This window comes from Streptomyces carpinensis (genome assembly GCF_002154505.1).
Classification (GTDB): domain Bacteria; phylum Actinomycetota; class Actinomycetes; order Streptomycetales; family Streptomycetaceae; genus Streptomyces; species Streptomyces carpinensis.
Genome location: NZ_MUBM01000272.1, coordinates 1 through 13004, shown reverse-complemented (window position 1 = coordinate 13004; position 13004 = coordinate 1). Strand labels below are relative to the sequence as shown.

General features: G+C 73.8%; 11 protein-coding genes. 8 read left to right on the top strand and 3 right to left on the bottom strand.

Annotation, left to right across the window (positions count from 1 at the left end; translation table 11 throughout):
- Positions 1–62 precede the first annotated feature (62 nt).
- Positions 63–1265 (top strand): bifunctional adenosylcobinamide kinase/adenosylcobinamide-phosphate guanylyltransferase, encoded by a 1203-nt coding sequence (locus BZY54_RS32545; protein WP_167414108.1) that lies wholly within the window; start codon positions 63–65, stop codon positions 1263–1265.
- Between the two features lie 40 nt (positions 1266–1305).
- On the opposite strand, the gene BZY54_RS32540 is transcribed toward BZY54_RS32545, so the two are convergent.
- Positions 1306–2388 (bottom strand): class I SAM-dependent methyltransferase, encoded by a 1083-nt coding sequence (locus BZY54_RS32540; protein WP_086728914.1) that lies wholly within the window; start codon positions 2386–2388, stop codon positions 1306–1308.
- 177 nt (positions 2389–2565) lie between these two features.
- On the opposite strand from BZY54_RS32540, the gene cobT reads away from it, so the two are divergent.
- The 3 genes from cobT to BZY54_RS52410 all read left to right on the top strand — a co-directional run bounded on the left by cobT (position 2566) and on the right by BZY54_RS52410 (position 6451).
- Entirely contained in the window at positions 2566–3675 is a 1110-nt protein-coding gene (gene cobT / locus BZY54_RS32535; protein ID WP_086728913.1) for a nicotinate-nucleotide--dimethylbenzimidazole phosphoribosyltransferase, read from the top strand.
- A gap of 243 nt (positions 3676–3918) precedes the next feature.
- Positions 3919–5682 carry a phosphatidylglycerol lysyltransferase domain-containing protein gene (locus tag BZY54_RS32530; protein ID WP_086728912.1) on the top strand — a complete coding sequence of 588 codons (1764 nt, stop codon included), beginning with the start codon at positions 3919–3921 and terminating at the stop codon, positions 5680–5682.
- A gap of 19 nt (positions 5683–5701) precedes the next feature.
- Complete coding sequence (locus tag BZY54_RS52410; RefSeq protein ID WP_158103956.1) at positions 5702–6451, top strand: hypothetical protein; 750 nt, start codon at positions 5702–5704, stop codon at positions 6449–6451.
- On the opposite strand, the gene BZY54_RS32520 is transcribed toward BZY54_RS52410, so the two are convergent.
- Positions 6373–7155: a hypothetical protein gene (locus tag BZY54_RS32520; RefSeq protein ID WP_086728911.1), complete on the bottom strand. Its 783-nt coding sequence runs from the start codon at positions 7153–7155 to the stop codon at positions 6373–6375. The genes BZY54_RS52410 and BZY54_RS32520 overlap by 79 nt on opposite strands.
- A 165-nt stretch (positions 7156–7320) precedes the next feature.
- On the opposite strand from BZY54_RS32520, the gene BZY54_RS32515 reads away from it, so the two are divergent.
- Both BZY54_RS32515 and BZY54_RS32510 read left to right on the top strand, forming a co-directional pair.
- Positions 7321–8094 (top strand): adenosylcobinamide-GDP ribazoletransferase, encoded by a 774-nt coding sequence (locus tag BZY54_RS32515; protein ID WP_086728959.1) that lies wholly within the window; start codon positions 7321–7323, stop codon positions 8092–8094.
- Between the two features lie 138 nt (positions 8095–8232).
- Positions 8233–8895: an RDD family protein gene (locus tag BZY54_RS32510; RefSeq protein ID WP_244217458.1), complete on the top strand. Its 663-nt coding sequence runs from the start codon at positions 8233–8235 to the stop codon at positions 8893–8895.
- On the opposite strand, the gene BZY54_RS32505 is transcribed toward BZY54_RS32510, so the two are convergent.
- A complete protein-coding gene (locus BZY54_RS32505) occupies positions 8855–9724 on the bottom strand; it encodes an endo alpha-1,4 polygalactosaminidase (protein ID WP_086728910.1) in 870 nt (289 codons plus the stop codon). The two genes, BZY54_RS32510 and BZY54_RS32505, sit on opposite strands and share 41 nt — an antisense overlap.
- A gap of 278 nt (positions 9725–10002) precedes the next feature.
- Here BZY54_RS32505 and BZY54_RS32500 point away from each other — a divergent pair, with 278 nt between their 5' ends.
- Both BZY54_RS32500 and lpdA read left to right on the top strand, forming a co-directional pair.
- Positions 10003–11538: a leucyl aminopeptidase gene (locus tag BZY54_RS32500; RefSeq protein ID WP_086728909.1), complete on the top strand. Its 1536-nt coding sequence runs from the start codon at positions 10003–10005 to the stop codon at positions 11536–11538.
- Between the two features lie 238 nt (positions 11539–11776).
- A partial coding sequence (gene lpdA, locus BZY54_RS32495) for a dihydrolipoyl dehydrogenase (RefSeq protein ID WP_086728908.1) occupies positions 11777–13004 on the top strand: 1228 nt, incomplete at its 3' end.

Sequence of the window (13004 nt, the reverse complement as noted above, 5' to 3'; positions counted from 1 at the left end):
GGCTCCTGCCCGCAGCCTAGCCGGATGCGCAAGACCTGCGGCGACCCAGGAAAATCGGGTCCGTGGACGTGACTCTGCTCGGCACCGGTGCCCCCGTCGGACTTCCCCGCCCCCAATGCCCCTGCGCGGTCTGCGCGTCGTCCCTCGGCGCGCAGGCGCGCGCGGCGACCGCGCTGCTCGTGGACGGGACGATGCTGCTGGACCTGACCCCCGGCGCGGCGTTCGCGGCCGCGCGGGCGGGCACATCGCTCGGCGGTGTGCGCCAGGTCCTGCTGTCGCACCCGCACGACGGGCCGGCCGTGGAGGTGCCGGCCGGGCTGCCGCAGCCGGGCCGGGTGCCGGACGGGCGGGAGCTGGCGCTGCTGACGGGGCATCGGGTGCGGGCGGTGGCGCTGGACGCCCCGGGCACGGGGTACGCGGTGACCGGTCCGGACGGGCAGCGGCTGCTGTACCTGCCGCCGGGCGGCGCGCCGGCCGGTCTGGAGGAGGGCACGGCCCAGACGTACGACATGGTCCTCGCGGATGTCGTGGGCCGGCCGGACGCCCTCGCCAAGCTGCGCTCGGTGGGCGCGGTGGGCCCGGCCACGGACGTCGTCGGCGTCCACCTGGACCACGACGTGCCGCCGGGGGCGGAGCTGCGGCGCCGGCTCGCGGCGGCCGGGGCGCGGGCGGTGCCGGACGGCACCACGCTGACGGTCGGGGCGTACCAGGGCGCACCGGACGTGCCCCGGCGCACACTCGTGCTGGGCGGGGCGCGGTCGGGCAAGTCGGTGGAGGCCGAACGGCGACTGGAGGCCTTCCCCGGCGTGCTCTACGTCGCCACGGGCGGCACCCGGAGCGGCGACGCCGAATGGGCGGCCCGGGTCGCCACGCACCGGGAGCGGCGGCCGGGCTCCTGGCGCACCGTCGAGACCTGCGACCTGGTGCCGCTCCTGCGGGAGACCGGTCCGCCGCTGCTCATCGACTGCCTGTCGCTGTGGCTGACGGACGTGATGGACTCCGTGGGCGCCTGGGACGACGCCGAGTGGGCGGGCGGCGGCGAACGGGCCCTGCGGGACCGGGTGGCCGCCCTGACGGCCGCCGTCCGGGCGAGTCGCCGCACGGTGGTCGCGGTCTCCAACGAGGTCGGTTCCGGCATCGTCCCGGCCACCGCCTCGGGCCGCCGCTACCGCGACGAACTCGGCCGTCTGAACACGGCCTTCGCCGCCGAGTGCGAGCAGGTCCTGCTGGTGGTGGCGGGCCAGGCGATGGTGCTGCGCGGCTGAGCGGCGCCCGGCGGCGGCGTCCCCGCCGTAGCGGCCCGTCTCAGGCGGTGTCCCGGCGGGCGACGACGCGGTAGGCGTTGGAGAGGCCGGGGACGCGGCGCAGCAGCGGGGACAGCACGACGTCCACGGCCGCCACCGCGTCCACCAGCGGGCCGACCGGGGTGGCGAGGACCGCGCGCAGGGCGCGCCGGAGGCGGCCGGGCGGGGTGGTGCGCCAGGGTGCGTCGGCGGCGGGCAGGGCGTGGGTGAGGGCCAGGGCCAGGGCCGCCGACAGGTCGTTGGGGGTGTGCGGGGTGCGGCGGTCGGTGACGAGGATCGTGCAGCCGGCGGACTCCAGTTCCGCGCGGAGGTTGCGCAGAGGCAGCAGGTGCAGGTGACGCGGCTGGCCGTGGGGCAGCCACCACTTGCCCAGCAGCAGGGCGAACAGGCTGCGCGGGTCGGGGAGTTCGACGAGGAGGTGACCGCCGGGCCGCAGCGCGCCGAGGGCGCCCCGCAGTTCCGCGCGCGGGTCGGGGGCGTGTGCCAGGTGGTGGAACACGCTGACCACGTCGTAACGGCCGCGCAGGCGGTTCGCGATGTGCGGGTCGGCCAGATGGCCGACGTGGGCCTCCTCGATCCGCCCGGCCGCGCGGGCCTGCACCACGCGTGGCGTCGGGTCGAGTCCGTCGAAGGAGGTGTACGGGAACACCTCCCGGGCCGCCGCCGGGAAGTGGGCGTGGCCCGTGCCGACGTCCAGCCAGCTCTCCGGTTCGCCCACGTTCCGCATCAGGCGTGCGTCGAAGCGGTGCCGGCGGTGGCCGTGGCGGACGGCGAGCACCGGATCGGGCAGGCCGCCCCGGTCGGTCTCGTCGTGGTCCCGGTGGTAGAAGGCCAGCCCCGCCGAGGTGAGCCGGGGGTTCTGGAAGAGGTGCCCGCAGTCCGCGCACTGGTCGACCGCGAACCTGCCGGGTTTGTGCTGCATCAGGTCCGGCGCGCGCAGCCGGGTGCGCAGCCGGGCCGAGCCGCACCACGGGCAGTCCTCGCGGCGCGGCTCGTGGAACCGGTCGGTGCCCTGGGCGAGTTCGGCGGCGTACGCGACCCGGCGCGGGTCGTAGACCCGCGAGGCGTACGACAGGGACGGCATGGCGGCTCCCGGTGGGGCGAGAGGGCGTACGGCGGTGAGCGGCCGACCGGCGACCACTGTCGGCAATTCACCGCAAAGGGAACGTATGTGATCAAGATCTTGGCCGGAAAGACGCCGTACGGGTGTGGTGGCGATGTGGGTCGGTCGTGTTCGACCGGGGCCGGTACTGTTCGGCGAATGAGCTCGCTGAATCTCGACGACTTCACCGATCTGATCGAGCGTCCGGACGGCGGTGTGCGCCGTGATGCCGAGGCGCGCCGGGAGCGTCGGATCGTGCCGCCCGGTTCGCTGGGCCGCCTCGACGACCTGGGTGAGTGGCTGGCCGCGGCGCAGGGCGCGGTGCCGGTACGGCCGGTGGAACGGCCGCGGGTGATCGTTTTCGCCGGTGACCACGGCGTCGCGAAGCTCGGCGTCTCGGCGCGGCCCGCCGGTGGCGCCGAGCAGCTGGTGCGGGCGCTCCTGGAGGGCGGCCGGCCGGTGTCGGTGCTGGCCCGGCGGCTCGGGGTCCCGGTGCGGGTGGTGGACATGGCCCTGGACTGCGCGCCGGAGGCGCTGCCCGAGGACGTCGTACGGCACCGGGTGCGGCGCGGCAGCGGACGCATCGACGTCGAGGACGCGCTGACCCTCGAGGAGGCGGAGGCCGCCTTCCGGGCCGGGGTCGCGGTGGCCGACGAGGAGGCCGACTCCGGCACGGACCTGGTGGTGCTCGGCGACGTCAGTGTGGGCGGCACCACCGCGGCGGCGGTGCTGATCGCCGCGCTGTGCGGAACGGACGCGTCCGTGGTGACCGGGCGCGGCGGTGAGGCGATCGACGACCTGGCGTGGATGCGCAAGTGCGCCGCGATCCGGGACGCGCTGCGGCGGGCCCGGCCCGTGCTCGGGGACCAGTTGCAGCTGCTGGCGACGGTGGGCGGGGCCGACCTGACCGCGATGACCGGCTTCCTGCTGCAGTGCGCGGTGCGCAAGCTGCCCGTGATCCTGGACGGCGTGGTCTCGGCCGCGTGCGCCCTGGTGGGACAGCGGGTGGCGTTCCGCGCGCCGGACTGGTGGCTGGCGGGGAACAGCAGCGGGGAGCCCGGCCAGGCGAAGGCCCTGGACCGGATGGCGCTGGAGCCGCTGCTCGACCACGGGGTGACCGTCGGCGAGGGCACGGGCGCACTGCTGGCGCTTCCCCTGGTCCAGGCCGCGGCGGCACTGGCGGCGGAACTCCCCGAGGCCCCGGAGAAGCCGGACGAGCCCGAATCCGGGTCCGAATCCGGATCCGGCGACCACCAGTCGGCGGACTGAGGCGAGCGCACCCGCCCGGCAGCCCGGCCGTCGGCAGCCCGCCCCCTCCGGCCGGGCCCCTTCCGGCCGAGCCGCCTTCGGCGGGGCTGCCTCGAGCGGGCAGCCGCGGGCGGGCCGGTGCGGTCATGCTGATGTGCCGATGCCCCTGTGCCGATGCGCCTGTGATGATGCGCCGGTGCACTCTTGGTGTGTGCGAGGCGAAAAGGGACGTTCGGCGACAGGACGCCCATATGATCCATCTTCATGGGAGATGCCCGACTCGCACCTGTACGTCCTGGCGGCGTGAGCTCGCAGCGGGCCGCCGCGTTCGCCGTCTGGTACCTGCGGGCCGTCGCGTTCGTCAACTTCCTCAGCGCGGTCTGGGTGTCCCTCGGCCAGGACGTGCGGCGGCACAACCAGGAGAACCTCTTCACGCCGTACCTGCTCACCGCCGGCTTCGCGTCCGGTGTGTTCACCGCGTTCCTGGCCATCACCATGCGCCGCCGCAAGCGGGCCGCCTGGATCCTGAACCTCGGGCTGAGCGGGCCGTTCCTGGTGCTGTTCGCGTTCGCCCAGACGGCGTTCCCCGAGGTCCGCGACTCCGTCCAGAACTGGTGCTCCCTGGCGCTGACCGCCTCCTTCGTCGCCGCGCTGCTGCTCGGACGCCGCGAGTTCTACGCCAAGGGCGACCGCGCCAACCCCCGCCTCGCCGCCGCCGTCGCGGTGGGCGGCGCGCTCGTGGCCTCGCTACTGGCCGCACTGCTGGTGACCGTCACCAACCAGGCCCCGGACGCGGCCCGTTCGACGTACCTCCATCGCTGGCACTACGGCACGCTGCGGCTCGTCTCGGTCGCCGCCCCGAAGACCCACGTCCCCGGCATCGCCACCCCCAACTGGGCGAACGTCGCCATCAACGCACTGTCCACGGCTCTTCTCCTCGCCGTCCTCTACGCCGCCTTCCGCTCCCGGCGCGCCGTCGACCCGCTCACCGAGGACGACGAGAAGCGGCTGCGGGAGCTGCTGGAGCGGCACGGCGAGCGGGACTCGCTCGGCTACTTCGCGCTGCGCCGGGAGAAGAGCGTCATCTGGTCTCCGACCGGCAAGGCCGCCGTCGCCTACCGGGTGGTGGGCGGCGTCAGCCTCGCCTCCGGTGACCCCATCGGCGATCCCGAGGCCTGGCCCGGCGCCATCGAGCCGTGGCTGGACCAGGCGCGGGCGCACGGCTGGATCCCGGCCGTGATGGGCGCGGGCGAGGAGGCGGGCACGGTCTACGCCCGGCACGGGCTGGACGCCCTGGAGCTCGGCGACGAGGCCGTGGTGGAGGTCGCCGAGTTCACCCTGGAGGGACGGGCCATGCGCACCGTGCGGCAGGCCCGCAACCGGGTGTTGCGAGCCGGGTACACCGTGCGCATCCGGCGGCACGAGGACATTCCCGCGGACGAGATGGCCTACCTGGTGGAACGGGCGGACGACTGGCGGGACGGGGCCACCGAGCGCGGGTTCAGCATGGCGCTGGGCCGGCTCGGGGACCCCCGGGACGGCCGGTGCGTGATGCTGGAGTGCCACGACGCCCGCGGCGAGCTCAAGGCCCTGCTCTCCTTCGTGCCGTGGGGGCCGCGCGGTCTCTCCCTGGACCTCATGCGCCGCGACCGGCACGCCGAGAACGGGCTCGTGGAGTTCATGGTGCTCGAACTGCTGCGCCGCGCCGGGGAGATCCGGATCACCCAGGTCTCACTGAACTTCGCCGTGTTCCGGTCGGTCTTCGAACGCGGCGCGCGCCTCGGCGCCGGACCGGTGCTGAGGCTGTGGCGGTCGCTGCTCAGCTTCTTCTCCCGCTGGTGGCAGATCGAGTCCCTGTACCGCGCCAACGCCAAGTACCGCCCCATCTGGGAACCGCGGTTCCTGCTCTTCGAGAAGAGCGCGGACCTGCCGCGCATCGGCCTCGCGGCGGCGCGCGCCGAGGGGTTCCTGGAAGCGCCGGGGCTTCCCAAGTGGCTGCACCGCAGGCACCTGGAGACGCACCGATGAGGACGACGGGGAGAGCCTGGTGAGGACACTCGCCCGCTGGGCCCGCGCCGAGTGGGGGCCCGTGTACGACGCCGTGCGCGAGCCGCTGCTCCGGCGCCGTCTGCGGGCGATCCCGATGACGCTCACGGCGGTGTGCCTGACGGCGCTGCTGCAGTACGTGCAGAACCAGCCCTGGGGCCACGGTCTCGTGCACCGCGCCGGCGCCGTACGGGCCGAGGACCCGCTGTGGCTGTCCCTGCTGCGCACCCCGCTCTCGCTGTTCGTGCCGGCCCTGGACCTGCCGGTGTACGGGGCGCTGGCGCAGATCCTGTTCGTGTTCGGCGTCGCCGAGATCTGCCTGGGCCGGCGGCGCACCCTCGCCGTCGCCTACGTCGCCACGCTCGCCGGCACGCTGTACGCGCGCGTGGGCGTCGCCCTCGGCCCCGAACGTCTGCTGGGCCTGCCCCGCAGCGACGCGCACGTGGTGGACACCGGCCCGTCCGCGGCCGTGGTGGGGCTCGCGGTGTACCTCGGCTGGCGCTACGGCGCGTACGTCACGGCGGGCGCGGTGAGCGCTGCGATGGCGGTCGAGGTGGCTCTGAAGGAGAACCTCGCCGGCACGGAGCATGTGGCGGCGCTCACCGGCGTGGCGCTGGTGTGCGCGCTGTCGACGGCACGTCGACGGTGGCCGTGCGCGCGGCGCCGGGTCCCTCAGTCACCGCCCGGGCCCGGGCCCGGGCCCGGCAGCCGGGCCGGCCGCGCGTCGGGCCTGCCGCCGATCCAGTCCTGAACCAGGCGGCGGGGGCCGGCCCAGCGGCGGTCGTGGCGGTAGGCGCGCAGACCGGCCCGGGCGCGGGCGCGCGGGCGGCGGCGGTAGAAGCGCCTGGCCCAGTAGGAGTCGGGGCGGGCCAGCCGGACGGCGCCGACCAGGGCGAGGAAGGGAACGATCACGCCGAACACGGCGAGCCGGAACTTGCCCTTGCTGAGGGACACCAGGGAGAACACGAAGTTCACGACCACGCTGCCGATGACCGTCCCCCGGTTCTGCAGCTCACCCGCAGTCAGGTCGTTGACGCCGAACGGGGAGAAGCCGCCGAGCACCAGACCGACCAGGGCGGCGGTGAGGACGACCACCTCGACGCTCTTGCGGCCCGCCTCGGTCCAGTAGACGTCGTCCAGGTGCAGGATCAGCGCGAACTCGTCCAGGACCAGACCCGCGCCCACGCCGAAGACCACCGCGAAGGCCGCCGCTCCGAAGCCGTACCGGCTGCTGGCCACCGCGCCGAAGCCGCCGAAGACGATCAGGAGGACACCGGGGACGACGTGGTGGATGTGCAGCCCGCCGGCCTTGACGTTGCCGAAGGGCCCCTTCCCGGCCCGGATCAGACGGGTGATGACGCGGGTGACGAGGAAAGTCACGACGAAGGCGCCGAGGGCGAGGAGCAGGGGCAGTTTCCCGGGCTCGACGATGTTGCGGTACAGCCATTGCCCCATGTAGGTAGTCTGCCGCGTCCGCCGGGACCCCGCCCGCTTGCCGGCGGGTGCGCGCCGGTCCCGTACTCTGCCCGCGTGTCCGCGCCCTCCTCCCCCTCGCCGCCTTCTCCTTCCTCTCCTTCCTCTCCTTCCTCCTCTGCCCCTCCGCCCTCGCCGACCTCGTGGATTCCCGCGCTGCACGGGCTCCGGTTCGCCTTCGGGACGCTGACCGTCCTCCCGGTCCGGGTGACCCGCTGGGACCGTGCGGCGGCGCGCGGCGGGATGCTCTGCGCGCCGCTCGCCGGGCTCGTCGTCGGCGTGGGCGCCGCCGCGGTGGGCCTGTTGCTGCTGTTCCTCGGCGCCGGCCCCCTCCTCGCCGCCGTCGCCACCGCCGCCGTGCCCGCCGCACTGACCCGCGGCCTGCACCTGGACGGCCTCGCCGACACCGCGGACGGACTGGGCAGCGGCAAGCCGGCCGAGGACGCGCTGCGGATCATGAAGCAGTCGGACATCGGCCCGTTCGGAGTGATCACTCTCGTCCTCGTGCTGCTCGCCCAGGTCGCCGCCCTGGCGCAGGCCTACGGCGACTCGTGGGCCCACGGCGCGCTCGCCGCCGTCGTCGCGGCGAGCGCCGCCCGGCTGGCGCTGACCCTGGCCGCGCGCCGCGGGGTGCCGGCCGCCCGGCCGGAGGGACTGGGGGCGGCCGTCGCAGGGGTGGTCCCGGTGCCCGGCGCGCTGGGAGCGGCCCTCGTCGTCACGGGGGCGGCCGGCGCGGCGGGGGCGGGCCTCGGCCCGCACGTCGCCCTGCTCGCCGCGGGTGCGGTGGTCGCCGCCCTCGTCGTCGCCGAGCTCCTCCTGCGCCACTGCACGCGCCGCTTCGGCGGCGTGACCGGCGATGTCTTCGGCGGCCTCGCGGAGGCGGCGGCCACCACCGCCCTGGTCCTTGTGTCACTGGGCTGAAACGATCCGTGCCGTCTTCTTCGGCCGTCCCCGTCGCGTCGCTAGTCTGAGCCGCCGAGCAGACGGACAGTCGGGTCGGACAGACCGACGGTCGAACAGGCAGTGCAGACAGACAGTGATGTGATCGGGGGGACGTCTGTGCCGAAGCTGCGCCGTGCCGTGGCCTGGTTCATCGATTTCGCGCTGGTGGTCGCGGCCGCCTCGGCGCTCGCCGTGCTGACCTTCCACCGGATCTCCGCCCTCGTCACCGACGTGCCCGAACTCGCCACGCGCAGCGGCCTGGACCTGCTCTCCTCGCGCGGCGACGTCCTCGGCGCCTCGGAGCACCTGGGGGTGTCCCTGTGGAACAAGGTGGTGCTGGACGTGGAGGAGGCGTTCGGGCTGCTGGTGCTGGCCGCCTTCCTCTACCAGTGGGGGTGCCTGGCCCTCGCCGGGCGCACGGTCGGCAAGGGCCTGCTCGGCCTGAAGGTCGTCCCGGCCGGCGGCCCGGTGGCCTCCGGGCGCGCACGCCCGGCCGCGCTGCGGGCCGCCGTCACCACCGCGGCCGACGTCGCCGTCTACGCCGTGGCCTGCGTGCTGCTGATCGAGGGCCACTTCCTGCTGTCGGTGCTGGTGTGGGCGCTGGCCGTGCTGGTCTTCCTGTTCAACGCCCTGCCGGTGCTCTTCCCCGGCCGGCGGTCGCTGGCCGACCGGGTGGCTGGCACGGCGGTCACCGGCCTCGGGCTCGTCTCCCGGACGCCCGCCGGGCCGGCGGCCGGCTTCAGCACGCCCGGCGCCACGCCCCCAGCTCGTACCTCTTGAGCAGTGAGCTGAGCCCCAGACGGCGGGACTGCGCGCAGAAGCGGCCGGCCGGCAGCTCGTACTCGACGTGGAACACCGCCTTGCCGGCCGCGACGAAGGGCTCGAGCTCGGCGCACTCGCCGTACTGGGCGCACTGCTCGTTGACCGCGAAGTCGAAGTCCCCGGCCAGCTGCGGGATCTGGTCCAGATCGTTCTTCAGTCCGACCGCCATGCCACGGTCGTGGGCCAGCTCGGCGACGAGACGGTTGTAGCGGAGCTGGTCCGCGGCCGTCAGCGGGAATCCGGTGCGGTTTCGGTATCCGTCCATGTTGTCCGGCTCCACCGCGTCGAAGCCCTTCTCCCGGCACATGTCGAGGCGGGCCGCCATCAAAGGCCTCAGCACGTCGGTACGGCGGATGTCGAGCCAGCGCTCGCCCTTCCAGCCGTTGCCCCTGCCGAGCACCGACTTCGGGAACCTCCCCGCGTCCGGGCGGAAGTCCTCCCAGGCGCCCGTGGAGACGTAGCAGACGACCCTGCGGCCCTGGCGGTGCAGTGCCGCGACGGTCGCCTTCGGGTGGTCGAAGCCGTCGATGTCGTAGACCGCCGCCCGCACCGAGGTGTCGAGCCGGCCGCTGAGCTGCCACTGCCAGCTGGTTCCCGGCCGCGGCTGCCAGCGCCGCGCCGCCGGCGGCGTGGCGTCCTTCCTGGGGCCGCCGCCCTCGCCCCGGTCGCCGGAGCAGCCGGCGAGCAGCAGGAGCAGGGCGACGAGAAGGAACGGGCGGGCGGGTCCGCGGCCGAGGGCCGGACGTCTCGTCGTGCGGACTGCGGGGCGATGCGCGGGAACGTACACCCGACGATCATCGCCGACTCCTCATGCACCCAAGGGAGTTGCCCCCCGCCGCGTCCGCGGGCCGACGGTGTGAGGATCGGAAGGTGACGGCGACGCCGCCGCCAGGTGAACCCCGCGGCATCCGGTCGGCGAAACAACGCGCGTAGGCTCGTGCCGGGTGTTTGCCTGCCCGGGTGAAGACCGCACCGCAGGAGGGATCTAGGGTCGGTCGTCGGGCCCGGTCGACCCACCCTTGTTCGGCCACACCACCTTTCACAGGGAAGCGAGATTTCACCACCGTGACTGCTCTCACTCTCAGCACCGCCGCGGCGCCCGGCCTGCGGGCCGACGCGATCGTCGTCGGTGTCGCCAAGGGCGCCCAGGGCCCGGTCGTCGCACCGGGCGCCGAGGCCGTCGACAAGGCGTACGACGGCAAGCTCGCCGACGTCCTGGAGACCCTCGGTGCCTCCGGTGCCGAGGGCGAGGTGACCAAGCTGCCCGCGCCGTCGGGTTTCAAGGCCCCGCTCGTGCTGGCCGTGGGCCTCGGCGCGGAGCCCGAGAAGGACGCCGGGTACGACGCCGAGGCGCTGCGCCGGGCCGCCGGCGTCGCCGCCCGTGCCCTCGCCGGGACGAAGAAGGCCGCCTTCGCGCTGCCGCTGGCGGAGGCCGCCGACGCCGGTGCGGTCGGTGAGGGCGCACTGCTCGGCGCGTACTCCTTCGACACGTACAAGGAGACCGCGCAGACGAACGGCGCCGCGAAGTCGCGCAACGGCAAGGCGCCCGTCGCCGACGTCGTGCTGCTCGGCGGCAAGCCCCGCGACCGCGCCTACAAGGCGGCGATCGAGCGCGCCACGGCCGTCTCCGAGGAGCTCAACCGCGCCCGCGACCTGATCAACACCCCGCCGAACGACCTCAACCCGGCCGCGTTCGCCGCCGTCGCCCAGGACGCGGCCAAGGCGCACGGCCTGAAGGTCCAGGTGCTCGACGAGAAGGCGCTCGCCAAGGGCGGCTACGGCGGCATCCTGGGCGTCGGCTCCGGCTCGGCGTCGGCGCCGCGACTGGTGAAGGTGTCGTACACCAGCCCGAAGGCGAAGAAGCACCTGGCGCTGGTCGGCAAGGGCATCACCTACGACTCGGGCGGCATCTCGCTCAAGCCGGCCGGCCACAACGAGACGATGAAGTGCGACATGAGCGGCGCCGCCGCGGTGTTCGCCGCCGTCGTCGCGGCCGCCCGTCTGGGCCTGGAGGTCAACGTCACCGGCTGGCTGGCGCTGGCCGAGAACATGCCCTCCGGTTCCGCCACCCGCCCCGGTGACGTGCTGCGCATGTTCAGCGGCAAGACGGTGGAGGTCCTCAACACCGACGCCGAGGGCCGGCTGGTGCTCGCGGACGCGCTGTGGGCGGCCTCGCAGGAGAAGCCCGACGCGATCGTGGACGTCGCGACCCTGACCGGCGCGATGATGCTGGCGCTGGGCAGCCGGACCTTCGGGATCATGGCGAACGACGACGCCTTCCGCACCGCGGTGCACGAGGCCGCCGAGGAGGTCGGCGAGGAGGCCTGGCCGATGCCGCTGCCCGAGCACCTGCGCAAGGGCATGGACTCGCCGGTCGCCGACATCGCCAACATGGGCGAGCGCATGGGCGGCGGGCTGGTCGCCGGCCTGTTCCTGCGCGAGTTCGTCGGCGAGGGCATCACCTGGGCCCACCTGGACATCGCCGGCCCGGCCTTCAACGAGCAGGGTCCCTTCGGCTACACGCCCAAGGGCGGTACGGGCTCGGCGGTGCGCACGCTGGTCCGGCTCGCGGAGCTCACGGCCGCGGGCGACCTCGGCTGAGGTTCGTCCCTCGACGGCCCCGGGTGCGTCCCGCACTCGGGGCCGTTTTGTCCGGTTGCGGCAACCGGGTGGTACGTCTCACACCCCGGCCCCGCGTCTCGTCCGCTCCCGACAAGTGCGAAGATGGGCGTCGGCAGGACAGGGCCCCACCCAAGGGCCGAAGAACGAGCGGCCGGACACCAGCCGCCTGCCGGTCAGCGACGACCGGCGTACGGCGCACATGCATGGAGGACGTGACGTGGCGAACGACGCCAGCACCGTTTTCGACCTAGTGATCCTCGGCGGTGGTAGCGGTGGTTACGCCGCGGCCCTGCGCGGGGCGCAGCTGGGCCTGGACGTCGCCCTGATCGAGAAGGACAAGGTCGGCGGTACCTGCCTGCACCGGGGTTGCATCCCCACCAAGGCCCTGCTCCACGCGGGCGAGATCGCCGACCAGGCCCGCGAGAGCGAGCAGTTCGGCGTCAAGGCCACCTTCGAGGGCATCGACGTCCCGGCCGTCCACAAGTACAAGGACGACGTGATCTCCGGCCTCTACAAGGGCCTGCAGGGACTCATCGCCTCCCGCAAGGTGACCTACATCGAGGGTGAGGGCCGGCTGTCCTCCCCGACCTCCGTCGACGTCAACGGTCAGCGGATCCAGGGTCGCCACGTCCTCCTGGCGACCGGTTCCGTGCCGAAGTCCCTGCCGGGTCTCCAGATCGACGGCGACCGCATCATCTCCTCCGACCACGCCCTGGTCCTGGACCGCGTGCCGAAGTCCGCGATCATCCTGGGCGGCGGCGTCATCGGTGTCGAGTTCGCCTCCGCCTGGAAGTCCTTCGGCGCCGACGTCACGGTCATCGAGGGCCTGAAGCACCTGGTCCCGGTGGAGGACGAGAACTCCTCCAAGCTGCTGGAGCGCGCGTTCCGCAAGCGCGGCATCAAGTTCAACCTGGGCACCTTCTTCGAGAAGGCCGAGTACACCCAGGACGGCGTGAAGGTCACCCTCGCGGACGGCAAGGTGTTCGAGGCCGAGGTCCTGCTCGTCGCCGTCGGCCGCGGCCCGGTCTCCCAGGGCCTGGGCTACGAGGAGGCCGGGGTCGCCATGGACCGCGGCTACGTCCTCGTCGACGAGTACATGCGTACCAACGTTCCCACCATCTCCGCCGTCGGTGACCTGGTCCCGACGCTCCAGCTCGCGCACGTCGGCTTCGCCGAGGGCATCCTGGTGGCGGAGCGTCTGGCCGGTCTGCGGACCGTTCCGATCGACTACGACGGTGTCCCGCGGGTGACGTACTGCCACCCGGAGGTCGCCTCCGTCGGTCTCACCGAGGCCAAGGCCAAGGAGATCTACGGCGCGGACAAGGTCGTCGCTCTCAAGTACAACCTGGCGGGCAACGGCAAGAGCAAGATCCTGAAGACCGCGGGTGAGATCAAGCTCGTCCAGGTCAAGGACGGTGCCGTGGTCGGCGTCCACATGGTCGGCG